Genomic DNA, 23374 nt, shown 5'->3' on the forward strand with positions numbered 1-23374 from the left:
CGATGGCGATCGACGCCCCATCTTCTCCCTCCTCCCAGCCCTGGTCCGACCGGCTGCGGCACTCGACCGTCATCCTGATCGCCGCGGCGCTGGCGCTGTCGGTGGTGGTCTCGCTGGGCGAATTGCTGGCGCTGCATGCGATTGCTGTGTTCCTCTGCATCGCGGCCGCGGCGCTGATCCCGTGGCGCCTGCACGATACCGCCGCCTCCCGCGAAGAGACCCGCCGCGTCAACCCGGTCGAGAGCGCGGCGGTGGCCGCGGTGGTCGCCGGCATGCCCGATCCCGCGGTGCTGCTTGACCGCGCCGGCCGAGTCATCCATCTCAACGCCGCGGCCGCCCAGCTCGCGCCGGCGCTACGCCGGAATGAGCTCGCGCAGTTCGCGCTGCGTTCGCCCGAGATCATCACGGCGCTCCGCGAGTCGATCGCGACCACCGAGCCGCGGCGCGCGACCTACCTCGACCATGTCCCGGTCGATCGCTGGATGGAGCTGACCATCACGCCGGTGCCGGTGCCCACCACCTTCGGCGGCGCCGACAAATGCATGCTGATGACCTTCCACGACCAGACGCCGCTGCGCCGGGTCGAGGAGATGCGAGCCGACTTCGTCGCCAATGCCAGCCACGAGTTGCGCACGCCGCTGGCCGCGCTGTCCGGCTTTATCGACACGCTCCAGGGCCAAGCCAAGGACGATCCCAAGGCGCGCGAGCGCTTCCTCGGCATCATGCATAACCAGGCGACCCGCATGGCACGCCTGATCGACGATCTGCTGTCGCTGTCGCGGGTGGAGCTGTCGGCCCATGTGCGGCCCGACACCCTGGTCGACCTGCTGCCGATCATCTTGCAGGTCGCCGATGGGCTCGAGCCGCTGGCGCGGGAACGCCAGGTCGAGGTCGAGACCCAGCTCCCCGAGAGCCCGGTGCTGATCGCGGGGGACCGCGAGGAGCTGCTCCGCCTGTTCGAGAATTTGATCGAGAACGCGCTCAAATACGGCGCTTCGGGCGGTCGCGTCATCGTGTCGCTGATATCAGGCGCCGCCCCTGATGGAACTCAGGAAATCCGGGTCCTGGTCCGGGATTTCGGCCCCGGCATCGCGCCGGAGCACCTGCCGCGGCTGACCGAGCGCTTCTACCGGGTCGATGTCGGCGACAGCCGCTCGCAGGGCGGCACGGGCCTCGGATTATCGCTGGTGAAACATATCCTTAACCGCCACCGCGGCCGGCTTTTGATCGAAAGCGTGCCCAAACAGGGCGCCATTTTCACCGCCTGTTTTCCCCAGGGCAAGCCCGCGGCTCTGAGCTAAATTCCAGCGATTTCAGCTGCTTAACACTGTCATCCGACTGTCACCAAACCTTCGTAAAAGCTCAGCTGTCCGCTCCTAAAGGGGCGGCACGGGGAGCGCGATCGGGCGCGGATGGCGCTTCGCTCCCCTGTATGGAGACCAGCATGAATTTCCTCAAAACACTCGTCGCTGCTGGCATGGTCGCCGCATCGACGACGGCGGCCTTTGCTGCCGATATCACCGGAGCCGGCGCGACGTTCCCGTTCCCGATCTATTCCAAATGGGCCGACGCCTACAAGAAGGAGACCGGCAACGGTCTGAACTACCAGTCGATCGGCTCCGGCGGCGGCATCAAGCAGATCCAGGCCAAGACCGTGACCTTCGGCGCCAGCGACGCGCCGCTCAAGGCCGAGCAGCTCGAGAAGGACGGCCTCGTCCAGTGGCCGATGGTGATGGGCGCCATCGTTCCCGTCGTCAACATCGAGGGCGTGAAGCCCGGTGAGATGGTGTTCGACGGCGAGACGCTGGCCAGCATCTATCTCGGCAAGATCACCAAATGGGACGACGCCGCGATCAAGAAGCTGAACCCGAACGTGAAGCTGCCCTCGGAAGCCATCACCGTGGTCCGCCGTTCGGACGGTTCGGGCACCACCTTCAACTTCACCAACTACCTCGCCAAGGCCAGCGCGGACTGGAAGAGCAAGGTGGGTGAAGGTACTGCCGTCGAGTGGCCGGTCGGCGTCGGCGCCAAGGGTAACGAAGGCGTGTCCGGCAACATCAGCCAGACCAAGAACTCGATCGGCTATGTCGAGTACGCCTATGCCAAGCAGAACAAGCTGACCTACACCGGTCTCGTCAACAAGGCCGGCAAGCCGGTGCAGCCCACCGTCGAAGCCTTCCAGGCGGCCGCCTCCAACGCCGACTGGGCCAAGGCTCCCGGCTACTACGTCATCCTGACCGACCAGCCCGGCGAGAAGTCCTGGCCGATCACGGCGGCGACCTTCATCCTCATGCACAAGGATGCCACCGACAAGGCGGCCTCGCAGGAAGCGATCAAGTTCTTCCGCTGGGCTTTCAAGAGCGGCGGCAAGGCGGCTGAAGAGCTCGACTACATCCCGATGCCGGACCCGGTCGTTCAGCTGATCGAGAAGACCTGGGCTGCCGAAATCAAGAGCTAGGTTCGCGACGCTCGTGCCCCGGATGCGCTGCGCCGCATCCGGGGCACGGACCAACAAAAAACGTATACTATTTGGAACAGGGGATCGGCGTGGCAGAGATGGCCGTTCAGAGCGATGTAATCGACGACGCCGGACCGTATGATCGCGCCAAGGCCTTGAGCGCGTTCAAGCTCGGCGACGTCACCTTCTACTGGATCACGCGGCTCTCCGCGATCTCGGTGCTTCTGATCCTCGGCGGCATCATCATTTCGCTGATCGTCGGCGCCTTCCCGGCGATGAAGGAATTCGGGGTCTCGTTCCTGTGGACGCAGCGCTGGGCGCCGTCCGCCGATCCGCCGGTGCTCGGCGCGCTCGGACCGATGTACGGCACGCTCGTCACCTCCTTCATCGCGATGCTGATCGCCATTCCCGTGGGTCTCGGCATTGCCATCTTCCTCACCGAGCTGTGCCCGCAATGGCTGCGCCGCCCGATCGGCATGGCGATCGAGCTGCTCGCCGGCATCCCTTCGATCATCTACGGCATGTGGGGCTTCTTCGTGTTGGGTCCGTTCCTGGCCAACACATTCCAGCCCTTCATGATCAAGATCTTCGACGGCGTGCCCGTGCTGGGCGCGATCTTCGCGGGTCCCCCATCCTATCTCAGCCTGTTCAATGCCGCGCTGATCCTCGCCATCATGGTGCTGCCCTTCATCACCTCGATTTCGGTCGACGTGTTCAAGACGGTGCCTCCGGTCCTGAAGGAAGCCGCCTACGGCGTCGGCTGCACCACCTGGGAAGTCGTCCGCAGCGTGGTGATCCCCTACACCCGCGTCGGCGTCATCGGCGGCGTCATGCTGGCGCTGGGCCGCGCGCTCGGCGAGACCATGGCGGTGACCTTCATCATCGGCAACTCGTTCCGGATCTCGTCGTCGATCTTCGCCCCCGGCACCACGATCTCGGCGGCGATCGCATCCGAGTTCGCGGAGAGCGACGGCCTGCACCAGTCCGGCCTCATCCTGCTCGGCCTGCTGCTGTTCGTACTGACGTTCTTCGTGCTCGCAGCGGCGCGGCTGATGCTGATGCGGCTGGAAAAGAAGGCGGGGAACTAGCGCCATGAACCCGATTTATTCAAGCCGCCGCCGCAAGGACATCGTCGTCCGCGGGCTCTGCATCGCCGCGACCGCCTTCGGCGTCACCTGGCTCGCGCTGATCCTGATCACGCTGCTGTACAACGGAGTGGCGGGACTCAACGTCCAGCTGTTCACCGAGAACACGCCGCCACCGGGATCGAACGAGGGCGGTCTGCTCAACGCCATCGTCGGCTCGCTGATCATGACCGTGATCGGCGTCGGCATCGGCGCGCCGCTTGGCATGTTCGCCGGCACCTATCTCGCCGAATATGGCCGCAACGACCGGCTCACCTCGGTGATCCGCTTCATCAACGACATCCTGCTCTCGGCGCCCTCGATCATCATCGGCCTGTTCATCTACGGCGCGGTGGTGGTGCCGATGCGCGGCTTCTCGGCGATCGCAGGCTCGCTCGCGCTCGCGGTCATCGTGATCCCGGTGGTGCTGCGCACGACCGAGGACATGCTGCTGCTGGTGCCGAACGCGTTGCGCGAGGCGGCCTCGGCGCTCGGCCTGCCGCGTTCGCTGGTGATCAAGCGGATCGCTTATCGGGCTGCCCGATCGGGTCTCATCACCGGCGTGCTGCTCGCGACCGCTCGCGTCGCCGGTGAGACCGCGCCGCTGCTGTTTACCGCGCTGTCGAACCAGTTCTTCAGCCTCGGCCTGAACAAGACGATGGCGAACCTGCCTGTCACCATCAACAACTTCGTGCAGAGCCCCTATGTCTACTGGAAGCAGTTGGCCTGGAGCGGGGCGCTGCTCATCACCCTGACCGTTCTTGCCCTTAATATTGGCGCGCGCATCCTTGGCGCCGAGAGGACCGCAAAATGAGTGATCTTTCCGTATCGATGAGCGCGGCCGGTGGGCTGCCCCACGCGCCGGTGCTGCCGGAGGCGCCTCCCAAGGTGACCGTGCGCAACCTGAATTTCTATTACGGCGAGCACCACGCGCTGAAGAACATCAACCTGACGCTCGGCGCCAATCGCGTCACGGCGTTCATCGGCCCGTCGGGCTGCGGCAAGTCGACCCTGCTGCGCATCTTCAACCGGATGTACGACCTCTATCCCGGCCAGCGCGCCACCGGTCAGCTCATGCTCGATCAGACCAACATCCTTGACGGCAAGCTGGACCTCAATTTGCTGCGCGCCCGCGTCGGCATGGTGTTCCAGAAGCCGACGCCGTTCCCGATGACGATCTACGAGAACATCGCGTTCGGCATCCGTCTCTATGAGAAGATCTCGAAGTCCGAGATGGACGGCCGCGTCGAAAAGGCGCTCCGCGGCGGCGCGCTGTGGAACGAGGTTAAGGACAAGCTCAACGCCTCCGGCCTGTCGCTCTCCGGCGGCCAGCAACAGCGCCTCTGCATCGCCCGCACCGTCGCGGTGCGGCCCGAGGTGATCCTGTTCGACGAGCCCTGTTCGGCGCTCGACCCGATCTCGACCGCCAAGGTCGAGGAGCTGATCCAGGAGCTGTCCGAGGATTACACGATCGCGATCGTCACTCACAACATGCAGCAGGCGGCGCGCGTCTCCGACAAGACCGCCTTCATGTATCTCGGCGAGCTGATCGAGTTCGACGACACCAGCAAGATATTCACGTCGCCGACCGACCGGCGCACGCAGGATTACATCACCGGCCGGTTCGGCTAGGAGACGCGACATGGGTTCTGAACATACCGCAAAGGCCTTCGATACCGACCTCCAGGAACTCACCCGCCTGGTCGCCGAGATGGGTGGCATCGCCGAGCGCATGATCGTCGAGTCCGTCGACGCGCTGATCCGCCGCGACGTCCCGCTCGGCCAGCGCGTCGTCGCCATCGACACCGAGCTCGACGCGCTGCAGAAGCGCATCGAGGAGCGTGCGGTGCTCACTATCGCCCGCCGTCAGCCGATGGCGGTCGATTTGCGCGAGATCGTCGGCGCCATGCGCGTCGCGACCGATCTCGAGCGCATCGGCGACCTCGCCAAGAACATGGGCAAGCGCGTCGCGGCGCTGGAGACGGACTTCCATCCGCTCAAGCTGTTCCGCGGCCTCGAGCACATGACCGACCTCGTGCAGCAGCAGGTCAAGTCGGTGCTGGACGCCTATGCCGCGCATGATCTGCCGGCGGCGATGGCGGTGTGGAAGGGCGACGAGGAGGTCGACGCCATCTGCACCTCGCTGTTCCGCGAGCTCCTCACCTACATGATGGAGGATCCGCGCAACATCTCGTTCTGTATTCACCTGATGTTCTGCGCCAAGAACATCGAGCGGATCGGCGACCACGCCACCAACATCGCCGAGACCGTGTTCTACATGATCGAGGGCCAGGCGATCACCGACAAGCGGCCGAAGGGCGACATGACGACCTTCGCCAACACGGTACCGAACACCTGAAGACTTAAGGAGCGACGACCCGATGGGCGCACGCATTATGGTGGTTGAGGACGAGGAAGCTCTGACCGAGCTTCTCCGCTACAACCTCGAAGGCGATGGCTATGACGTCGAGACGGTGATGCGCGGCGACGACGCCGACACCCGCCTCAAGGAGCACATCCCCGATCTGATCGTGCTCGACTGGATGCTGCCGGGCCTGTCAGGCATCGAATTGTGCCGGCGGCTTCGCACCCGTCCCGAGACCAAGCAGCTTCCGATCATCATGCTCACCGCGCGTGGCGAGGAGAGCGAGCGGGTGCGGGGTCTTGCGACCGGCGCCGACGATTACATCGTCAAGCCGTTCTCGGTGCCGGAGCTGCTCGCGCGCGTGAAGGGCCTGCTGCGGCGCGCGAGTCCCGAGCGGCTCGCCACCGTCCTTGCTTTTGGCGACATCGAGCTCGACCGCGACAAGCGCCGCGTCGCGCGCTCGGGCCGGCCGATCGATCTCGGTCCGACCGAATATCGCCTGCTGGAGTTCTTCCTGGAGCATCCGGGTCGGGTGTTCTCGCGCGAGCAACTGCTCGACAGCGTCTGGGGCCGCGACATCTATATCGACGAGCGTACGGTCGACGTGCATATCGGCCGCCTGCGCAAGCTGCTCAATCTCGGCCGCGAGCAGGACCCGATCCGAACCGTCCGCGGCGCCGGTTACGCGCTGGATGATCGGTTTGCCAAGGCGGAGCAGGTGTAGGAGAGTTTGTGGTGTGATGTTGGCAGGTGATCTAGCGCGCTGCCGCCACAATCTCCGATGTCGTCCCGGCGAAGGCCGGGATCCATAACCACAGGGCGCGGTTTGGCGAAGACTCGGAGTTACCCTTTCGCACAACAACTACGTGCTCGGAGTATGGGTCCCGGCCTTCGCGGGGACGACATTCATTATTTTTGAGCCGTCATCGCGTCACGGCTCGATCCTGAAATCGAAACTGACTTACCGCGGACCCGGCTTCACCGGTGCGCGGCGCCGATCCGACGCGGGCTGATACGCGACGCGCGAGTGCTGGGCGCAATAGGGCAGGCCGGACAGCGCCCGGCCACCGCAGAAGAAGAAGTCCGGGCTCGAGGGGTCGCCGACCGGCCAGTGGCAGGTCGCCTCGTTCAATTCCAGCAGCGACAGCCGCTGGCTCATCGGCACCACGTTGTCGTAGGTGACCGGATCGGGCTCAGCCTCGACCTCGAAGGCCTGCGCCAGCGCGGTGTTGCCGCGCGAGATCGGGCGGCTCACCCGCATCATGTGCTGCGCGGGGCGCGCCTTGCGCGGCCGGGGCGCTGCCGATGATGGGCTCTTGGCGCGGCCCGAAAGGCCGAGCCTGTGCACTTTGCCGATCACGGCATTGCGGGTCACATTGCCGAGCTCCGCCGCGATCTGGCTGGCCGAAAGTCCGGCCTCCCAGAGCTTTTTCAGCTGCTCGACGCGATCATCGGACCAGGTCAAAACCGTCATTGCACCCTTTCCCTCGCTGCGCGCCAGCCATCCTGGGGCCTCGCAGCGAATGCCTAAGCCTTCAAAAACCCGTGCCGCCAGAATCCCTTAAGGCTCGCCGGGCGTGACTAGAACGCCCGAACGTTTACGCCGGTACATAAGGACTTAAAGATCAGAACCACTGCACGAGATGTCGTATCTGACAATCCAAACGCTACAATATGGCGTGACTCCCGCGCAAGAGTCCGCCGACTCGCTTCCACATGTTCCGTGGTGAAATCCCGCAAAATCGGCACCGCAAGACTACGGATCAGCGTTTCGCGAGGCTTTCCGGGCGGCATTGACACCGGTTTCACCGGGCCTAAGATAGTCGTGTGTGCCGCCCTCAAGAGGCGGCACGTTTCGTTTTCCGGGCCGGTCGATGGTGCGTTGCGCAATGCACGCACACCGTCCGCAACATTCAAGTGATCGTCATGACTAACAGCGTCGCGCCGCATTTGCTCCCCGTTTTCGCCAGGTCCGACCTCGGTTTCGAGCGTGGCGATGGCTGCTGGCTGATCGCGACCAATGGCGAGCGCTATCTCGATTTCACCTCCGGGGTGGCGGTGAATGCGCTTGGCCATGCCCATCCGGCGCTGGTCGCGGCGTTGCAGGAGCAGGCCACGAAGCTCTGGCACATGTCGAACCTGTTCCAGAGCCCGGACGGTGAAAAGCTCGCCGCGCGCCTGTGCAATGAAAGTTTTGCGGACTTCGTGTTCTTCTGCAATTCCGGCGCCGAGGCGCTGGAAGGTGTGATCAAGCTGGTCCGCCATCATCACTTCTCCAACGGGCATCCGGAGCGCTATCGCATCATCACCTTCGAAGGCGCCTTCCACGGCCGCACGCTGGCGACGCTGGCGGCGACGGGATCGGCCAAATACCTCGAAGGTTTCGGTCCGCCGATGGAGGGCTTCGACCAGGTTGCGCATGGCGATATCGAGGCTGTGAAAAAGGCGATCGGTCCGCACACCGCCGGCATCCTGATCGAGCCGATCCAGGGCGAGGGCGGCGTGCGTTCGGCAACGCCCGCCTTCCTCAGGGCGTTGCGCCAGCTCTGCGACGACAAGGGCCTGCTGCTCGCCTTCGACGAGGTGCAGACCGGCATGGGCCGCACCGGCGATCTGTTCGCGCATCGCCGCACCGGCGTTACCCCCGACGTGATGTCGCTGGCGAAGGCGCTCGGCGGCGGCTTCCCCATCGGCGCGGTGCTCGCGACTGCGGACGCGGCTGCCGGCATGGGGCCCGGCTCCCACGGCTCGACCTTCGGCGGCAATCCGCTCGCGATCGCGGCGGCAAACGCCGTGCTCGACGTCATGCTCAAGCCCGGCTTCTTCGACCACGTGCAGAGGATGTCGCTGCTGCTCAAGCAGAAGCTCGCCTCCGTGATCGACCGTCATGGCGATGTCGTCAGCGAAGTGCGCGGCGAGGGCCTCCTGATCGGCATCAAGGCCGTGGTGCCTTCAGGCGATCTCGTTGCCGCCTTGCGCGCCGAAAAGCTGCTCACCGTCGGCGCCGGCGACAATGTCGTGCGTTTCCTGCCGCCTTTGATCGTCACCGAAGCTGAGATCGAGGACAGCGTCGGGCGGCTCGAGCGCGCCTGCACGGCGTTGTCCGGCAACAAGCGGGCGGCAAGCTGATGAACAAGTCGCCCGATAAAACACCCAAGAAAACACCGAAGCACTTCCTCGATATCAACGAGCTGCCGCTGTCGGAGCTCAAGCGCATGCTGGCCGCGTCCACCGCGATGAAGGCGAAGCAGAAGGCGCATCAGCCGGTCAGGCCGCTCGAAGGCAAGACGCTGGCGATGATCTTCGAGCGCCCCTCGACGCGGACGCGGGTGTCTTTCGATGTCGCCATGCGCCAGCTCGGCGGTGAGCCCATCATGCTCACCGGCGCCGAGATGCAGCTCGGCCGCGGCGAGACCATCGCCGACACCGCGCGCGTGCTGTCGCGCTATGTCGATGCCATCATGATCCGCATCCTTAATCACGATGCGCTGCTGGAGCTTGCGGCGAACGCGACCGTCCCCGTCATCAACGGCCTGACGCGGCGCTCGCATCCCTGCCAGGTGATGGCCGACCTCATGACCTACGAGGAACATCGCGGCCCCATCGAGGGCAAGACCGTGGCCTGGACCGGCGACGACAACAACGTGCTGGCGTCCTGGGCGCACGCCGCCGAGCGCTTCAAGTTCCAGCTCAATGTCGCGACGCCGCCGGAGCTCGCGCCGAAAAAGGCGATGCGCGACTTCATCAAGGCGACCGGCGCGCCGATCATGCTCGGTACGGATGCCGAAGCCGCCGTGCGCGGCGCCGATTGTGTCGTAACCGACACCTGGGTGTCGATGGGCGACAAGGAAGGCGAGCACCGCCATAACGTGCTCAAGCCCTATCAGGTCAATGCCCAGCTGATGTCGCTGGCCAAGCCCGATGCGCTGTTCATGCACTGCCTGCCCGCCCATCGCGGCGAGGAAGTCACCGACGAGGTGATCGACGGTCCGCAATCCGTCGTGTTCGACGAGGCCGAAAACCGCCTGCACGCACAGAAGGGCATTCTGGCCTGGTGCTTCGACGCGGTGAAGTAATGCGGGCGCTGAAGCAGGTTTGGATCGTCGTCCTGGCGAAAGCCAGGACGACACTGAGTGTGCCGCGCTTGTTTGCGATCCAATCGTTGCCTGGAACACTCAGCCCCGCCCCCCTTCCAATTCCGCCTTCCGACCCCAGATAAAGCGCCATGGTTTCCCAATCCCCTGACATGAAAACCGGGCCCGAAGGCCCGGTTCGCGCGCCATCGGCGGTTCCGATCGATGACGCCGTGCTGCCCTACGAAGTCGACGCGCTCGACGTGCGAGGTCGGCTGGTGCGGCTTGGCCCGGCGCTCGACGAGATCCTGACCAAGCACGATTATCCGGCGCCGGTCGGCAAGCTGCTCGGCGAGGCCATCGTGCTGACCACGCTGCTCGGCTCGTCGCTGAAATTCGAGGGCCGCTTCATCCTCCAGGCCCAGACCGACGGTCCGGTGTCGTTCCTGGTCGTGGACTATCAGGCGCCGGATCGCCTGCGCGCCTATGCCCGCTACGACGCTACGCGCCTCGGCGATGCAAAAGATTCCGGCGCGCTGCTGGGCCACGGTCATCTCGCCATGACCATCGACCAGGGCCCCGACATGAGCCGCTACCAGGGCCTGGTCGCGCTCGACGGCGGCAGCCTGGAAGACGCCGCTCACGAATATTTCCTGCGCTCCGAGCAGATCCCGACCCGCGTCCGCCTCGCCGTGGGCGAGGAGTGGCGATCGAACGACGGCGGCAAGCATCGCTGGCGCGCCGGCGGCATGCTGATGCAGTTCCTGCCGAAGGCGCCCGAGCGCGCGCGGCAGGCCGACCTGCATCCCGGCGATGCGCCCGAAGGCGTCGAGGTGCATGCCGTCGCTGAAGACGATGCCTGGGTCGAGGCGCGCTCGCTGATCGAAACCGTCGAAGACGTCGAGCTGATCGATCCCGAGCTCTCCGGCGAGCGGCTGCTCTACCGCCTGTTCCACGAACGCGGCGTGCGCGTGTTCAATCCGCTGCCCTTGAAGGCGCAATGCTCCTGCTCGCGCGATGCGGTCGCATCGATGCTGAAGAGCTTTTCGTCCGACGACCGTGCCGCGATGGTCAAGGACGACAAGGTCGTCGTCACCTGCGAGTTCTGCAGCTCGGTGTACGAGTTCACACCGGATGAGGCGGGCGTCGAGGACGCTTAGCGCGCTGCCGTCGGGCGGGCGAAGCGAAGCGTGCCCACTAATCCCTCCTAATTCAACACCCGCTTGTTGTCCGGGCTGTCCAGCGAGAACGTCGGCACGTCGATCTCGAAGCGCTCGCCGGTTGCGCTGACCATCTGGTAGCGGCCGGTCATGAAGCCCGAGGCGGTCGTGAGCGGTACGCCGGAGGTGTATTCGAAGCGTTCGCCGGGGGCGAGCGTCGGCTGCTCGCCGACCACGCCCTCGCCCTTCACCTCCTGCTGCCGCCCGGTGGCGTCGGTGATGATCCAGTGTCGCGTCTTGAGCTGCACGGTCTCGTCGCCGGAATTGGTGATGACGATGGTGTAGGCCCAGAAATAACGGGAGCGGTCGGCCGACGACTGCTCCGGAACAAAGTTCGGCTCGACGGTCACTTCGATCTGGCGGGTCACGGCGCGGTACATGATTGCCATCATACCGAAATCCGCCCGGGAACCAAACGCCGGAGGCGGCTTTAGCGACATCGTCCCGCCAGAATTCGCAGGGAAGTACACGTCCAAATGTACTTGCAAATGTATTTGCATGTGATCCGGTCGCTTTGCGAGATGACGGCCGGACCGGTACACTCCTTGCCACATCGCGATTTGCGGAAGGGTTTTTAGGCCCCCGATGACCATTGCCGACCAAGTGACGGGATCGACGATCGCGGGAACTGCTAAGCCTGTGGAGGCCAAGTCCGCGGGGGCAAAGCGGCGCGCGGCCGCGCCGGCCATTTCGCTGCCCGCCATCGGCGAGCGCGAGCTCCGGCTCGACCTGTTCCGCGGCCTCGCGCTGTGGCTGATCTTCATCGACCATTTGCCGCCGAGCCTTCTGACCTGGTTCACGATTCGCAATTATGGCTTCAGCGACGCCACCGAGATCTTCATCTTCATCTCCGGCTATACCGCCGCCTTCGTCTACGGTCGGGCGATGCTGGAGTCCGGCATCGTCGTCGCCACCGCGCGCATCCTGCGGCGCGTCTGGCAGATCTATGTCGCCCACGTCTTCCTGTTCACGATCTTCCTCGCCGAAATCTCCTACGTCGCGACCAGGTTCGAGAACCCGCTCTACACCGAAGAGATGGGCATCATGGATTTCCTCAAGCAGCCCGACGTCACGATCGTGCAGGCGCTGCTGCTGCGCTTCCGTCCCGTCAACATGGACGTGCTGCCGCTCTACATCGTGCTGATGCTGGCGCTGCCCTTGATCCTGTGGCTGATGAAATGGCGCCCCGATGTGACGCTCGGTCTCTCCGTCGCGCTCTACGCGGTGACCTGGGAATACGACCTCTATCTGTCGGCCTATCCGAACGGCTTCTGGGCCTTCAATCCCTTCGCCTGGCAATTGCTGTTCGTGTTCGGGGCATGGTGCGCGCTTGGAGGTGCGCGACGCATGTCGCGCATTCTGGCTTCGCGGGTGACGATGTGGATCGCGATCGCCTATCTGGTCGCGGCATTCTACGTGACGCTGACCTGGTATGTGCCGCAGCTCTCCCACTTCATGCCGAAGCGGCTCGAGCAGTGGATGTATCCGATCGACAAGGCCGACCTCGACGTGCTGCGCTTCACGCATTTCCTGGCGCTGGCCGCGCTCACCGTGCGCGTCCTGCCGCGGGACTGGCCGGGCCTGAAATCGCCCTGGCTGCGGCCGCTGATCCTGTGCGGCTCGCATTCCCTGGAGATATTCTGTCTCGGCGTCTTCCTCGCCTTTGCGGGCCATTTCATCCTGGCCGAGGTCTCGGGCGGCCCGGTCATGCATGCGCTAATTAGTCTCTCCGGAATCCTGATCATGTGGGCCATGGCCTGGCTGATTTCGTGGTACAAGCGGGTGGCTGATAAGAGCGGTTCGAAAACCAAAAGCGCCGTCGGCAGCGCCGATATGGCGGGAGGGGGCTGATGAAGGCGAAGGTTTTCCTGAGCCTGATCCTGCTGTGCGGTGGTCTCGCCGCGCCTCCGGCGCGCGCGGGCGATGCTGCGTCTGCTGCTTCAGCCGCGCCTGCAGCCTGTGAATTGCCATCCTATCTGCTCAGCAGCGAAAGCCAGCTTCCCAAGGTCGCCGATGCCATCAAGGCCGGCAAGCCGCTCGAAATCCTGGTCATCGGCAGCCGTTCGACCACGATTCCGGCTTCCGAGGACGCCTCTTATCCCGCGCGGATGCAAGCTATCCTGAAGGACAAGCTGCCGCCGTCCGAGGCGGTGCACGTCTCCGTAGAAATACAGAGCAAGAAAACGGCGGAGGAGGCGGCCGCCAGCTTCGTTAAGCTGATGGAAGCAAAAGCGCCTACTTTGGTCATCTGGCAGACCGGGACCGTGGATGCTATCCGAGCCATTGATCCCGACGATTTTCGTGGCGCGGTGACCGAAGGGGTTGTTGCGTTGCAAAAGGCAGGGGCTGACGTCGTCTTGATGAATTTGCAGTACAGTCCGCGTACCGAAACCATGATTTCGGCGCCGCCATACCTCGACAATATGCGGGTGGTGGCGCAGGAGCACGATATTCCGCTGTTCGATCGTTTCGCGATCATGCGGCAGTGGAATGATCAGGGGCAGTTCGACCTGTTCAGCCCGTCGCGCGGGCCTGAGCTGGCGAAACAGGTCCATGATTGCCTTGGCCGGGCGTTGGCACAGTTCGTGATCGACGCTGCCCATCTGGAGCCGGCCCAGCAGCAAAATTGAGGTCTAGCGTTAATGAGTTCTCTCCGCCCTTTTTGCCTGACGGCATGGCTGGCTGTGCCCGCAGCAGCGCTGCTGCTGGTGCTGAGTCCGGCCTCGCAGTCGCACGCGCAGACGCAGGCCGCGCAGGCAACGCCGGCCCCGCAGCAGTCGGCTAATCCGGCTCCCGCTTCGCCGTCCCAGACCACCGTCGCAGCGACGTCCCCCGATCAGCGTGGCATTACGGCGCGCGCCATCGACAAGGTGAAGCAGGTCGCGAAATCCGCCGGCGACATTTTCAGCCGCGTCCCCTGCCTGTCGCCGAAGGGCGGCTCGAAGGCAATGGGCTCGCTGCCGCATGTCGCGGGCAAGCTCGTCGCCGGCCAGCCCGTCGTCATCGTCGCATTCGGCTCGTCGTCGACCGCGGGATTCGGCGCGAGTTCGCCTGAGTTCAACTATCCCAATCGCCTTGCCGCACAGCTGCACCGGCACTATCCGACCGCGGACATCACCGTCGTCAATGCCGGCGTCGGCGGCGAGGACGCGCCCGAGATGATGAAGCGCCTCCAGAAAGAGGTGATCGATGTGCATCCGGATCTGGTGATCTGGCAGGTCGGCACCAATGCCGTGCTGCGCAATCTCGATCCCGGCGAGACGGCCAAGCTCGTGGAGGACGGCATCGCCAGCATCCAGGCTGCCGGCGGCACCGACGTCGTGCTGGTCGATCCGCAATATTCGCCCGCCGTCAACCAGCGCGCGGACAGCGCCGGCAAGATGGTGAAGCTGCTCGGCAAGGTCGCCGAGCTCCGTCACGTCGGCATCTTCCCGCGCTTTGAGGTGATGCGCGACTGGCATGAGAAGCAATCGATTCCGGTCGAGAGCTTTGTGATCGCCGACGGCCTGCACATGAACGATTGGGGCTATGCCTGCTTCGCCCAGCTCCTCGGCGACGACATCATCCGCTCCGTCGGCCAGATCAAGCTCGGCGTCAACGTGCCCGGGGACGTGCGGACGTACCGGCCGATGTGACTTGTCGTCCCGGCGAAGGCCGGGACCCATACCGCGTGATCCATCAATGGTGCGCGGTGTTCGTACCGCGCCCCTTAACTCTGGGTCTTCCAAACTGCTTCCTGTGGTTATGGGTCCCGACCTTCGCCGGGACGACAATAATTCACGCCTTCTCCAGGGCCGCAGTCAGATCCTCGATCAGATCGTCCGCGTGCTCGAGCCCCGCCGAGAAGCGGATGAAACCCTCGCTGATGCCGAGCGCGGCGCGATCCTCCGGCTTCAGGCGCTGATGCGTCGTCGTTGCCGGATGCGTGACGAGGCTCTTGGCGTCGCCGAGATTGTTCGAGATCTTGGCCAGCTTGAGCTCGTTGAGCACGCGGAACGCCGCCTGCTTGCCGCCCTTGACCTCGAGACCGACCAGCGTCGAGCCGCCGCGCATCTGCTTCTTCACCAATGCAGCCTGCGGATGATCGGCGCGGCCGGGAAACACCAGCCGCGAAATCTTCGGATGGCTCGCCAGCACGTCCGCGATGCGCGCCGCCGTCTCGGTCTGCGCGCGCACGCGCACGGCGAGCGTCTCCAGGCCCTTGAGCAGGACCCAGGCGTTGAACGGAGAGATCGACGGGCCGGTCTGGCGCATGAAATTGTGGATGTGCTCGGCGATGAACGCTTCCGAGGACAGGATGATGCCGCCGAGACAGCGGCCCTGGCCGTCAATGTGCTTGGTCGCGGAATAGACCACGACGTCGGCGCCGAGCGCGAGCGGGCTCTGCCAGATCGGGGTGGCGAACACGTTGTCGACGACGAGCCGCGCGCCGCCGCTGTGTGCGATCTCGGCAATGCCGGGAATATCGAGCACGTCGAGCGTCGGATTGGTCGGACTCTCCAGGAAGAACGTCTTGGTGTTCGGCTTCAGTGCGCGCTGCCACTGGTCGAGATCCAGGCCGTCCACCAGCGTGGTCTCGATGCCATAGCGCGGCAGCAAATCCTGCACGACGTAGAGACACGAGCCGAACAGCGCGCGCGAGGCCACGACGTGATCGCCGGCCTTGAGCGGCGCCAGGATCGCGGTCGTCACCGCGGCCATGCCGGTCGCGGCCGAACGTGCCGCTTCGGCGCCTTCGAGCTCGATCATGCGGCGCTCGAACATCGCAATGGTCGGATTGGAGTAGCGTGAATAGATGAAGCCGGGGTCCTCGCCCTTGAACCGGGCCTCGCACTCCTCGGCGCTGTTGTAGACGTAGCCCTGGGTCAGGAACAGCGACTCCGAGGTCTCGCCATATTGCGAGCGCAGGGTGCCGGAATGGACCAGGCGGGTTTCGGGACGGTAGGACGCAGTGGGCGCCGGGGACTTCGACATAGGACCTCCTGAAGTGACCATCGAAATGGTCACAAAAAAACCGGCCTGGAATATTTCCACGGGCCGGGATCACAGAGGTCCCCGGCCTGTTTAGCGACTTATTTAACGTGGCTGCAAGCCGGCCGGCTCAAATCACCACGGGATAAGTCATGCTCATATTCCGCAATGCCCTTTCCGTCAAGACGTCCATCGGATAGCCGTAAAACGCTATTATTTCCCCGTATGTCGGGATGAATTGGACCCCTATGAGGACCCCCGGTTGACGTTCACGGTTGCCGCCGACGCCAATGGTATCCTGCCCGACCGCATGATCGCGGCGATGGCGGAGGGCGGTCTCATCCTGCCCGCATACGATTTCGTCGAGAGCCAGATCCAGCCGGCGAGCCTCGACCTTCGCCTCGGCGACATCGCCTATCGCGTTCGCGCCAGCTTCCTGCCCGGTCCCGGCGCCACCGTCGCCGAGCGCATCGACGGGTTGAAGCTGCACGAGTTCAGCCTCGCCGACGGCGCAGTGCTGGAGACCAACTGCGTCTACATCGTGCCGCTGCTCGAAAGCCTCGCGCTGCCGCCTGAGATCGTTGCGGCCGCCAACCCGAAGAGCTCGACTGGCCGGCTCGACGTCTTCACCCGCGTGATCGCCGACGGCACCCGCCGCTTCGACATGATCGGTGCCGGCTATCACGGCCCGCTCTATGCCGAGATCAGCCCGAAGACGTTCCCGGTGCTGGTCAGCGAAGGCTCGCGCCTGTCGCAGGTGCGCTTCCGCACCGGCGACGCCATCCTCAACATCGACGACCTCGAGGCGCTGCACGCGACCGAGCGTCTCGTCGATATCGACGATGCCGATCTCACCGGCGGCGTCGCCGTCTCTGTTGACCTTTCCGGCGAGAAGAGCGGGGGCTTCGTCGGCTACCGCGCCAAGCGCCACACCGGCGTCATCGACGTCGATCGTCGCGCCGGCTATTCCGTCGACGAGTTCTGGGAGCCGATCTCGGCCCGTCCCGACGGCAGCCTGATCCTCGATCCCGGCGAGTTCTATATCCTGGCGTCGAAAGAGGCGGTGCAGGTGCCGCCCGATTACGCCGCGGAGATGGTGCCGTTCGATCCGCTGGTCGGCGAGTTCCGCGTGCATTATGCCGGATTCTTCGATCCCGGCTTCGGCTATGCCGGTGCCGGCGGGCTGGGCTCGCGCGCCGTGCTCGAAGTCCGCTCGCGCGAAGTGCCGTTCATCCTCGAGCACGGTCAGATCGTCGGCCGCCTCGTCTACGAGAAGATGCTGGCCCGTCCCGACGCCATGTACGGCCAGCGCATCGGCTCAAACTACCAGGCCCAGGGGCTGAAGCTGAGCAAGCATTTCCGGGTGTAGCGATAGCCTCACCCTCCGCTGTCATGCCCCGGCTTGACCGGGGCATCCAGTACGCCGCAACCTATCCGTTCGATGACATCCGCTTCTGGAATACTGGATCGCCCGATCAAGTCGGGCGATGACACCGAATCTGTGTCAGGATGAGAAGCGAAATCCGGGCTACGTCCGAGGTGGCGAAATGACAGATCAATCCCAACTGGACGCACATATTCTCGACGATGTCGCCGACGCGCTGATCTATTCGGATCGCTCCGGCACGATCATGCGCTGGAATCGCGCATCGTCCGCACTGTTCGGCTTCTCCGCGGACGAAGCGCTGGGCCAGAATCTCGACCTGATCATTCCCGAACATCTGCGCGCCGCGCACTGGAAGGGTTTTGAAGCCGCGCTTGCCAGCGGCGCGATGAAGCTTGCGGGCAAGCCGACACTGACCCGCGCGCTGCACAAGGACGGACGCAAACTCTACATCGAAATGACCTTCGCGCTGGTGCGAGATGCCGCTGGAGTGGTGCAGGGATCGGTGGCGATAGCCCGCGACGTCACCGAGCGCGTCGAGCGCGAGCGTGCCGCCAAAGCTGCGCAAAATTAGGCCTGCGCAAACTTCGTGATGCGGAATTGGCGAGCCGGTGTGCAGGGCGCCCTGCGTGCGGCTCAGCTTGTCCCTCACCGGATGCAGTGACACACTCGATCAAAACAACGATCGGGAGCGAACATGGCCGCCGCATCAGACCCCGCGCAGGAAGCTCAATGGAAACGCTGGCGCGCGGTTGCCGATCTCTATCACGCCTATTTTACCGGCCTGATCCTCACCGTGGTCACGCGGCGCGGCACGGCAGATGCTGCGGAGTTCGTGTTTCGCGTGTTTCGCCGCCAGCAGCAGGAGCGCTTCCTGCCGGGGCTGGAGAAGCTCGGGCTGAGCCATCTGCCGCCCGCTGTGGCGGCCGCGCAATATCACTACCTCTCGAACTGGATCGGCGGGGTGCACGTCGAATACATGTATGAGAGCGACCGCAAAGCCTGGATCCGCTATCCGCCGCCGCGCTGGATCTGGAAGGGCACCGCGATCTGCGGAGTGCCGGGCGAAGTCTCACGCGCAATGCTGCGCGGTTGGCACGCCAACAACGGTGTCGCGCTCGGCGATATCAGATTGGGGTTCGTCTGCACCAAGCAGAGCGTCGACGGCCAGGACGGGCTCGAAGGCTACTATTATCAATATGACCAGCCGCTCGAACTCGACCAGCGCCTCGTGTTCGCGCGGCATCTCGAAGCGCCGCTGTTCGATGCCGCCGCGGCTCCGGCATTGCCGGTCGCAAGCTGGCCGAGACCGCGACTGGAAAAAGCCTATCGCAACTACGCCATGGAATATGTGCGCACTGCCGCGCCCGTAATGGTGCAGCTGTTCGGTCCGGAGGATGCGGGTTATCTCCTGCACCTCACCGGCAAGCTGATCGGGATGCAATATTTCGATGAGGTCGCTGCGGCGCTGTCGATGGGCCGCGGCGGTGCGAGCGAATTCGCGACGTTCCTCAACGCGCTGTTGGTCGCGCAGGACGATGCGGCTGAGACGACACAATCCGAAGGCACGTTTGAAATCCGTCAGCAGAGCTGGAAGTTGATGGACGGCGTCGCCGATCACCACCCAGCTTGCGCCGAGGTGCTGGCGGGGTTGTTCGAGGGGCTTGCCGCCGGATGCGGGCGGCACATCGGCGTGCACCTGTCCCCGACACCGGGCGGCCGTCCGCCGTTGCTCTGGCGCATCGGTTAATTCCTCCACGAAATGCGCTGCCGCAGGGCACGCCTGCACCTGGCGCAGGAGGAATCGCTGCGCGTCGTGCTAACAAGCCTCTCGTTGCGCCCTGCGCGCGAACCAATTCATTGGCACACCTAAGCATTGCTGCGCCGCAAATGGCGCTTCGCCCGGAGAGGACATGTCAGACATCGCCGAAATCCCGGTCGATGAACAAGAGCGTCCGCTGCCGCCGCCCCCGCGCCCCGTGAGGAGCGCGCTGACGGACGGGCCGATCCTGCGCACGTTGCTCGGACTGGCGTGGCCCAACGTTGTCGCGCTCTCCGCCGGTACCTGCACAGTGATTGCGGAGACCTCCTATATCGGACGTCTTGGTGTGGAAGCGCTGGCCGCGATGGCGCTGGTGTTTCCGACAGTGATCCTGACCATGACCATGTCGGGCGGTGCGATGGGCGGCGCGGTAGCCTCCGCCATCGCGCGGGCGCTCGGCGCCGGCGATCGCGAGCGTGCTGGGACGCTCGCCGCGCACGCGCTGCTGATCGGCATCAGCTTCGGCCTCGTCTTCATGCTGGGCATGCTGATCTTCGGACCCAAGGTGCTTGAGATGCTCGGCGGCCGCGGCGAGGTGCTGACGCATGCGATCGCGTACACCCAGGTGTTTTTCGGCGGCGCCGTGCTGCCTTGGCTGCTCAACACCATGGCCGGGGTCCTGCGTGGCACCGGCAACATGAAGCTGCCGTCGCTGTTGATCCTCAATTCTGCGGCCTGGCAGATCGTGCTCGGCGGCACGCTCGGCCTCGGGCTCGGTCCGGTGCCGCAATTCGGCATGCGCGGCGTCGCCGCCGGCGCGCTGATTGCCTATTGCATGAACATCGGCGTGATGGGCTGGTACCTGTTCTCCGGCCGCGCCCGCGTGACGCCGAAGCTGCGCGGACTTCGCATCCAATGGGCGATGTTTTTCGACATCCTCAAAGTGGGCGCCGTTGCCTGCTTCTCGCCGCTGCAATCGGTGCTGACAATCTCGATCTTCACCCACATGCTTGCGAAATTCGGCACCGCGATCCTCGCCGGCTACGGCATCGGTGCGCGGCTGGAATTCCTGCTGACCTCGATCGCGTTCTCGTTCGGCATCGCCTCGGTGCCGATGATCGGCATGGCGGTCGGCGCCGGCCGCATCGCCCGCGCCCGGCGCATCGCCTGGATCGCGGCGGCGAGCGCCTTCGTCGCCGTCGGTGCACCGGCGTGCCTGGTTGCGATCTTCCCCGATCTCTGGGTCAACATCTTCACCGACAGCGCGACCGTGCGCGCGACCAGCCATCAATATCTGTCGACGGTGGCGCCGTTCTACGCCTTCATCGGCCTCGCCTCGACGATGTATTTCTCGTCGCAGGGCGCTGCGAAGGTGATCGGGCCGGTGCTGGCGCAGACCGCGCGGCTGATCTACATCGCGGCGGTCGGCTGGTGGCTGTCGACGCATGATGCCACCGCGCAAAACTTCTTCTGGCTGGCGGCGAGCTCGATGGTCGTGCTCGGCCTGCTCTCGTCCTCCAGCGTGGTGCTGACACGCTGGGGACCGCGCCAAACCAAACCTGCGATCAGGCCGGCTCTGTCGGCCGCTGCGGACTAGCGGTGCCGGTGGCGGCGATGGCCGCCACCGACGTTGGTGAGCCGCATCAGTTGCGGAATCATCGCCATCATGTCGCCGCCACCGGCGCCGCCGAGCATGCCCATGATATCGCCGCCACCCATGCCGCCCATTCCGGTCGGCATGTATCCGCCTGCGCCCATCGGCGCGTAGCCACCGTAATTGGGTGCACCGAAACCGCCGCCGAGATTGCCGCCGCCGAGGCCACCAATTCCGCCGCCGCCATTCTCCATCATGCGGCTCATCATCGGGCCCATGGTCTGCATCATCATGCCGAAGCGGCGCTTGCCCATCTTGGCCTTCATCATCTCCAGCATCGGTGCCATCTGCGTCATCATGTCCTCGCCGCCGGCACCGCCGCCGCCGAGGAACTGCGCCTTTGCCGGCGCGCTCGAAATCGAAAACATCAGCAGCACGGCGGCTGCCTGGCAGATCACCTTGTCCGCACCTCTCATGGCCTGCTCCTCGCGTGCGTGGCGCCGCCGGGAGAGCGGAGCCAACCGGGCGCACGCCGCCATGGTTATTGCGGACGAGGGCTGGGCTCTGTGAGAAAGATCACGCAGCAGCTGCCGGGAACGCTCGGTGTATCGCGGCGACGGCGTCCTTGGTCTGTCCCTGCACATAGGGCGCGAGCTCGTTCGGCAGCATGTCGATGATCCAGACCAGGCGGCATCTCGCCTCGCCCTCCGCGATCACCTGCACCGAGGCGCTGTAGTGCTTCAGACGCTCGTTGTTGATCGCGTAGACCAGCCGCTGCCGCGCATCGTCGCAATCGACCAGCATCTCGCGCGCCACCGATCCGTTGGCGAAGGTGACGACGCGCGCGTCGCCGTCGAGCGTGCAGGCCGTGACGAAGCCCGGCGCCAGCCGCCGATGCAGCGCGCCGAAATCGCGCACCGCATCCCAGACGTCGCGCGCCGGGGCGGAGAGGGGAATGTCGTTGTGGATGGAGGCCATTGTTGAATCCTGGTTGAGTCCTGTGTAGAGAAGCGAGCGATAGCGCCGTCATCTCAGCTGTCATCGCCCGACTTGATCGGGCGATCCAGTATTCCAGTGGCCGCTGTGATGAAATCGAGAAGCTGCGGCGTACTGGATGCCCCGGTCAAGCCGGGGCATGACAATGTGTGTGGTGAGGGCTGCCGTACTCACGTGCAGACCGCCTCGACATTGTTGCCATCGGGATCGATCAAGAATGCCGCGTAGTAAGTCGGGCTGTAATCCTTGCGCGGGCCGGCGCCGCCATTGTCGCGGCCGCCGCTCTTCAAGCCCTCGCTGTGGAACGCCTTCACCGCGTCATGATCCCCGGCGCGAAAGGCGATATGGGCGCCATCGGCCTTGCGTCCCTTGTTGAGGTGCAGCCATAGCCCGGGTTCGCCCTTGGGCCCGAAGCCGGCATAACCGTCACCGCTCGAGCACAGGACATAACCGAGCGGCGCCAGCACCGCGGTGTAGAAGCGCGTGGCGGCGTCGAGGTCGGCTACGCGCAATCCGATATGGTCGTACATGGTCGTCTCCATTTCCAAAGCGCGCCGCAATCGGCGCGCGCCGGAGACGAATCTAGTCAGTTGAGGGCAAGCTGTTCTTGGAGAATCTTGCGCTCGCCCTTCGAGGCCTGACGGAACTTGGTAGGCGACACGCCGGCGGCGCGGTGGAAGGTGCGGACGAAGTTGGAGAGATCGCCGAACCCGACGTCATAGGCGATGTCGGTGACGGCGATGTCATCGTCGGTAAGCAGCCGCGCCGCGTGCCGCAGCCGCGAGCGCACCAGGTATTGATGCGGGGTGACGCCGAGCACGGCGGAGAACAGCCGCAGGAAGTGGAAGGGGCTGAGGCCTGCCTGCCGCGCCGCCTGTTCGAGGTCGACCTCGGCATGCGAATTGGCGTCGATCCACAGCGCGGCTTCCACGGCGCGGCGGCGGTCGCGCGCGGTCGGCCTCGTCGGCTTGCGCGCCTTGCCCGAGACGACATCGACGAAACGGCCCGCGAGGATCTGGCCGACCTCGTCGAGACCGAGGTCGCTGTTGCCATCTGCCGCCGTCTGGGCGAGCTCGCCCAGCACCATCAGCTCGGGCAGCGGCGGCGTTGCGCCGACCTGCCAGACGTCGCGCCGACCGCCGAGCGCGTCGACCAGATCGTCGCTGAGGAAAAAGGACAGGCAGACGTCGCCGGCGACATGCTCATGCGTGCAGGTGTATTCCTCGCCCGGCGCACCGACCAGCATCGAGCCCGCGACCAGATCGAAGAAGCCGGCGCGGCAATGACAGCCAAAGCTGCCCGCGCGGACATAGGCGATGGAATGGCCGGTGCGGCACTCCGCAAACGGGCTGTCGTCCGGTCCCGCGTCGCAGCGAAACTCGGAGACGGTCATCGAGGGGGTCGTCAGCAGCGTGGTCGCGTCCATG

Annotated in this window: 24 protein-coding genes and 1 riboswitch; of the genes, 17 read left to right on the plus strand and 7 right to left on the minus strand. The window is 64.9% G+C overall.

Annotation, left to right across the window (positions count from 1 at the left end):
• Nucleotides 1-2: 2 nt before the first annotated feature.
• From ABIC03_RS31710 to phoB, 7 genes are all read left to right on the plus strand, one after another.
• Nucleotides 3-1301 (plus strand): ATP-binding protein, encoded by a 1299-nt coding sequence (locus ABIC03_RS31710; protein ID WP_275168451.1) that lies wholly within the window; start codon nucleotides 3-5, stop codon nucleotides 1299-1301.
• 143 nt (nucleotides 1302-1444) lie between these two features.
• Complete coding sequence (pstS, locus tag ABIC03_RS31715; protein ID WP_275168450.1) at nucleotides 1445-2458, plus strand: phosphate ABC transporter substrate-binding protein PstS; 1014 nt, start codon at nucleotides 1445-1447, stop codon at nucleotides 2456-2458.
• 98 nt (nucleotides 2459-2556) lie between these two features.
• On the plus strand, nucleotides 2557-3546 hold the full coding sequence (pstC, locus tag ABIC03_RS31720) for a phosphate ABC transporter permease subunit PstC (protein WP_007615692.1): 990 nt from the start codon (nucleotides 2557-2559) through the stop codon (nucleotides 3544-3546).
• Between the two features lie 4 nt (nucleotides 3547-3550).
• Complete coding sequence (gene pstA, locus ABIC03_RS31725) at nucleotides 3551-4396, plus strand: phosphate ABC transporter permease PstA (RefSeq protein WP_275168449.1); 846 nt, start codon at nucleotides 3551-3553, stop codon at nucleotides 4394-4396.
• Complete coding sequence (gene pstB, locus ABIC03_RS31730) at nucleotides 4393-5214, plus strand: phosphate ABC transporter ATP-binding protein PstB (protein ID WP_007597875.1); 822 nt, start codon at nucleotides 4393-4395, stop codon at nucleotides 5212-5214. Before pstA ends, pstB begins: the two co-directional genes overlap by 4 nt.
• 10 nt (nucleotides 5215-5224) lie before the next feature.
• Complete coding sequence (gene phoU, locus ABIC03_RS31735) at nucleotides 5225-5941, plus strand: phosphate signaling complex protein PhoU (RefSeq protein WP_018456067.1); 717 nt, start codon at nucleotides 5225-5227, stop codon at nucleotides 5939-5941.
• Nucleotides 5942-5963: 22 nt separating this feature from the next.
• The gene (gene phoB / locus ABIC03_RS31740; RefSeq protein WP_007597871.1) at nucleotides 5964-6671 is read left to right on the plus strand and encodes a phosphate regulon transcriptional regulator PhoB; all 708 of its coding nucleotides are present in this window, start codon (nucleotides 5964-5966) and stop codon (nucleotides 6669-6671) included.
• A 237-nt stretch (nucleotides 6672-6908) separates the two neighbouring features.
• On the opposite strand, the gene ABIC03_RS31745 is transcribed toward phoB, so the two are convergent.
• The gene (locus tag ABIC03_RS31745; RefSeq protein ID WP_007597869.1) at nucleotides 6909-7421 is read right to left on the minus strand and encodes a GcrA family cell cycle regulator; all 513 of its coding nucleotides are present in this window, start codon (nucleotides 7419-7421) and stop codon (nucleotides 6909-6911) included.
• A 452-nt stretch (nucleotides 7422-7873) separates the two neighbouring features.
• Here ABIC03_RS31745 and ABIC03_RS31750 point away from each other — a divergent pair, with 452 nt between their 5' ends.
• The 3 genes from ABIC03_RS31750 to ABIC03_RS31760 all read left to right on the plus strand — a co-directional run bounded on the left by ABIC03_RS31750 (nucleotide 7874) and on the right by ABIC03_RS31760 (nucleotide 11180).
• Complete coding sequence (locus tag ABIC03_RS31750) at nucleotides 7874-9076, plus strand: aspartate aminotransferase family protein (RefSeq protein WP_354063956.1); 1203 nt, start codon at nucleotides 7874-7876, stop codon at nucleotides 9074-9076.
• On the plus strand, nucleotides 9076-10023 hold the full coding sequence (gene argF, locus ABIC03_RS31755) for an ornithine carbamoyltransferase (RefSeq protein WP_354063958.1): 948 nt from the start codon (nucleotides 9076-9078) through the stop codon (nucleotides 10021-10023). Before ABIC03_RS31750 ends, argF begins: the two co-directional genes overlap by 1 nt.
• A 149-nt stretch (nucleotides 10024-10172) precedes the next feature.
• The gene (locus ABIC03_RS31760; RefSeq protein WP_354063960.1) at nucleotides 10173-11180 is read left to right on the plus strand and encodes an Hsp33 family molecular chaperone; all 1008 of its coding nucleotides are present in this window, start codon (nucleotides 10173-10175) and stop codon (nucleotides 11178-11180) included.
• A 47-nt stretch (nucleotides 11181-11227) separates the two neighbouring features.
• Here the strand turns inward: ABIC03_RS31760 and apaG are convergent, their stop codons facing one another.
• Nucleotides 11228-11620, minus strand: coding sequence for a Co2+/Mg2+ efflux facilitator ApaG/CorD (gene apaG, locus ABIC03_RS31765; protein ID WP_027514422.1), 393 nt, complete (start codon nucleotides 11618-11620; stop codon nucleotides 11228-11230).
• 205 nt (nucleotides 11621-11825) lie between these two features.
• Here apaG and ABIC03_RS31770 point away from each other — a divergent pair, with 205 nt between their 5' ends.
• Genes ABIC03_RS31770 through ABIC03_RS31780 form a run of 3 tightly spaced genes read left to right on the plus strand, consistent with a single transcriptional unit; the run spans nucleotide 11826 to nucleotide 14875 of the window.
• Nucleotides 11826-13091 carry an OpgC domain-containing protein gene (locus tag ABIC03_RS31770; protein WP_275168445.1) on the plus strand — a complete coding sequence of 422 codons (1266 nt, stop codon included), beginning with the start codon at nucleotides 11826-11828 and terminating at the stop codon, nucleotides 13089-13091.
• On the plus strand, nucleotides 13091-13870 hold the full coding sequence (locus ABIC03_RS31775; RefSeq protein ID WP_275168444.1) for an SGNH/GDSL hydrolase family protein: 780 nt from the start codon (nucleotides 13091-13093) through the stop codon (nucleotides 13868-13870). The genes ABIC03_RS31770 and ABIC03_RS31775 overlap by 1 nt, the downstream gene beginning before the upstream one ends.
• Nucleotides 13871-13882: 12 nt before the next feature.
• Nucleotides 13883-14875, plus strand: a complete 993-nt coding sequence (locus ABIC03_RS31780) for an SGNH/GDSL hydrolase family protein (protein ID WP_275168443.1) — start codon at nucleotides 13883-13885, stop codon at nucleotides 14873-14875.
• A 142-nt stretch (nucleotides 14876-15017) separates the two neighbouring features.
• Here the strand turns inward: ABIC03_RS31780 and ABIC03_RS31785 are convergent, their stop codons facing one another.
• Nucleotides 15018-16214 (minus strand): O-succinylhomoserine sulfhydrylase, encoded by a 1197-nt coding sequence (locus tag ABIC03_RS31785; protein WP_354063963.1) that lies wholly within the window; start codon nucleotides 16212-16214, stop codon nucleotides 15018-15020.
• Nucleotides 16215-16283: 69 nt separating this feature from the next.
• Nucleotides 16284-16363: riboswitch (SAM riboswitch) on the minus strand.
• 110 nt (nucleotides 16364-16473) lie between these two features.
• Here ABIC03_RS31785 and ABIC03_RS31790 point away from each other — a divergent pair.
• From ABIC03_RS31790 to ABIC03_RS31805, 4 genes are all read left to right on the plus strand, one after another.
• Nucleotides 16474-17580, plus strand: coding sequence for a 2'-deoxycytidine 5'-triphosphate deaminase (locus ABIC03_RS31790; protein WP_354063965.1), 1107 nt, complete (start codon nucleotides 16474-16476; stop codon nucleotides 17578-17580).
• A 178-nt stretch (nucleotides 17581-17758) separates the two neighbouring features.
• Entirely contained in the window at nucleotides 17759-18169 is a 411-nt protein-coding gene (locus ABIC03_RS31795; protein ID WP_354063967.1) for a PAS domain S-box protein, read from the plus strand.
• 123 nt (nucleotides 18170-18292) lie between these two features.
• Nucleotides 18293-19345: a hypothetical protein gene (locus tag ABIC03_RS31800; RefSeq protein WP_354063969.1), complete on the plus strand. Its 1053-nt coding sequence runs from the start codon at nucleotides 18293-18295 to the stop codon at nucleotides 19343-19345.
• Between the two features lie 163 nt (nucleotides 19346-19508).
• The gene (locus tag ABIC03_RS31805; RefSeq protein ID WP_354063971.1) at nucleotides 19509-20954 is read left to right on the plus strand and encodes an MATE family efflux transporter; all 1446 of its coding nucleotides are present in this window, start codon (nucleotides 19509-19511) and stop codon (nucleotides 20952-20954) included.
• On the opposite strand, the gene ABIC03_RS31810 is transcribed toward ABIC03_RS31805, so the two are convergent.
• The 4 genes from ABIC03_RS31810 to ABIC03_RS31825 all read right to left on the minus strand — a co-directional run bounded on the left by ABIC03_RS31810 (nucleotide 20951) and on the right by ABIC03_RS31825 (nucleotide 23373).
• Nucleotides 20951-21427, minus strand: coding sequence for a hypothetical protein (locus ABIC03_RS31810; protein ID WP_354063973.1), 477 nt, complete (start codon nucleotides 21425-21427; stop codon nucleotides 20951-20953). The genes ABIC03_RS31805 and ABIC03_RS31810 overlap by 4 nt on opposite strands.
• 100 nt (nucleotides 21428-21527) lie before the next feature.
• Nucleotides 21528-21929 carry an SRPBCC family protein gene (locus ABIC03_RS31815; RefSeq protein ID WP_354063975.1) on the minus strand — a complete coding sequence of 134 codons (402 nt, stop codon included), beginning with the start codon at nucleotides 21927-21929 and terminating at the stop codon, nucleotides 21528-21530.
• A gap of 188 nt (nucleotides 21930-22117) precedes the next feature.
• On the minus strand, nucleotides 22118-22477 hold the full coding sequence (locus ABIC03_RS31820) for a VOC family protein (protein WP_354063977.1): 360 nt from the start codon (nucleotides 22475-22477) through the stop codon (nucleotides 22118-22120).
• Between the two features lie 56 nt (nucleotides 22478-22533).
• Entirely contained in the window at nucleotides 22534-23373 is an 840-nt protein-coding gene (locus ABIC03_RS31825; protein WP_354063979.1) for a helix-turn-helix transcriptional regulator, read from the minus strand.
• Nucleotide 23374: the final 1 nt, after the last annotated feature.

Source organism: Bradyrhizobium sp. RT6a (assembly GCF_040547675.1).
Classification (GTDB): Bacteria; Pseudomonadota; Alphaproteobacteria; order Rhizobiales; family Xanthobacteraceae; genus Bradyrhizobium.

Coding starts and splice junctions, on each gene's coding strand:
- ABIC03_RS31710 (WP_275168451.1), top strand. CDS start 3: ATGGCGATCGACGCCCCATCTTCTCCCTCCTCCCAGCCCTGGTCCGAC.
- pstS (WP_275168450.1), top strand. CDS start 1,445: ATGAATTTCCTCAAAACACTCGTCGCTGCTGGCATGGTCGCCGCATCG.
- pstC (WP_007615692.1), top strand. CDS start 2,557: ATGGCCGTTCAGAGCGATGTAATCGACGACGCCGGACCGTATGATCGC.
- pstA (WP_275168449.1), top strand. CDS start 3,551: ATGAACCCGATTTATTCAAGCCGCCGCCGCAAGGACATCGTCGTCCGC.
- pstB (WP_007597875.1), top strand. CDS start 4,393: ATGAGTGATCTTTCCGTATCGATGAGCGCGGCCGGTGGGCTGCCCCAC.
- phoU (WP_018456067.1), top strand. CDS start 5,225: ATGGGTTCTGAACATACCGCAAAGGCCTTCGATACCGACCTCCAGGAA.
- phoB (WP_007597871.1), top strand. CDS start 5,964: ATGGGCGCACGCATTATGGTGGTTGAGGACGAGGAAGCTCTGACCGAG.
- ABIC03_RS31745 (WP_007597869.1), bottom strand. CDS start 7,421: ATGACGGTTTTGACCTGGTCCGATGATCGCGTCGAGCAGCTGAAAAAG.
- ABIC03_RS31750 (WP_354063956.1), top strand. CDS start 7,874: ATGACTAACAGCGTCGCGCCGCATTTGCTCCCCGTTTTCGCCAGGTCC.
- argF (WP_354063958.1), top strand. CDS start 9,076: ATGAACAAGTCGCCCGATAAAACACCCAAGAAAACACCGAAGCACTTC.
- ABIC03_RS31760 (WP_354063960.1), top strand. CDS start 10,173: ATGGTTTCCCAATCCCCTGACATGAAAACCGGGCCCGAAGGCCCGGTT.
- apaG (WP_027514422.1), bottom strand. CDS start 11,620: ATGTACCGCGCCGTGACCCGCCAGATCGAAGTGACCGTCGAGCCGAAC.
- ABIC03_RS31770 (WP_275168445.1), top strand. CDS start 11,826: ATGACCATTGCCGACCAAGTGACGGGATCGACGATCGCGGGAACTGCT.
- ABIC03_RS31775 (WP_275168444.1), top strand. CDS start 13,091: ATGAAGGCGAAGGTTTTCCTGAGCCTGATCCTGCTGTGCGGTGGTCTC.
- ABIC03_RS31780 (WP_275168443.1), top strand. CDS start 13,883: ATGAGTTCTCTCCGCCCTTTTTGCCTGACGGCATGGCTGGCTGTGCCC.
- ABIC03_RS31785 (WP_354063963.1), bottom strand. CDS start 16,214: ATGTCGAAGTCCCCGGCGCCCACTGCGTCCTACCGTCCCGAAACCCGC.
- ABIC03_RS31795 (WP_354063967.1), top strand. CDS start 17,759: ATGACAGATCAATCCCAACTGGACGCACATATTCTCGACGATGTCGCC.
- ABIC03_RS31800 (WP_354063969.1), top strand. CDS start 18,293: ATGGCCGCCGCATCAGACCCCGCGCAGGAAGCTCAATGGAAACGCTGG.
- ABIC03_RS31805 (WP_354063971.1), top strand. CDS start 19,509: ATGTCAGACATCGCCGAAATCCCGGTCGATGAACAAGAGCGTCCGCTG.
- ABIC03_RS31810 (WP_354063973.1), bottom strand. CDS start 21,427: ATGAGAGGTGCGGACAAGGTGATCTGCCAGGCAGCCGCCGTGCTGCTG.
- ABIC03_RS31815 (WP_354063975.1), bottom strand. CDS start 21,929: ATGGCCTCCATCCACAACGACATTCCCCTCTCCGCCCCGGCGCGCGAC.
- ABIC03_RS31820 (WP_354063977.1), bottom strand. CDS start 22,477: ATGTACGACCATATCGGATTGCGCGTAGCCGACCTCGACGCCGCCACG.
- ABIC03_RS31825 (WP_354063979.1), bottom strand. CDS start 23,373: ATGGACGCGACCACGCTGCTGACGACCCCCTCGATGACCGTCTCCGAG.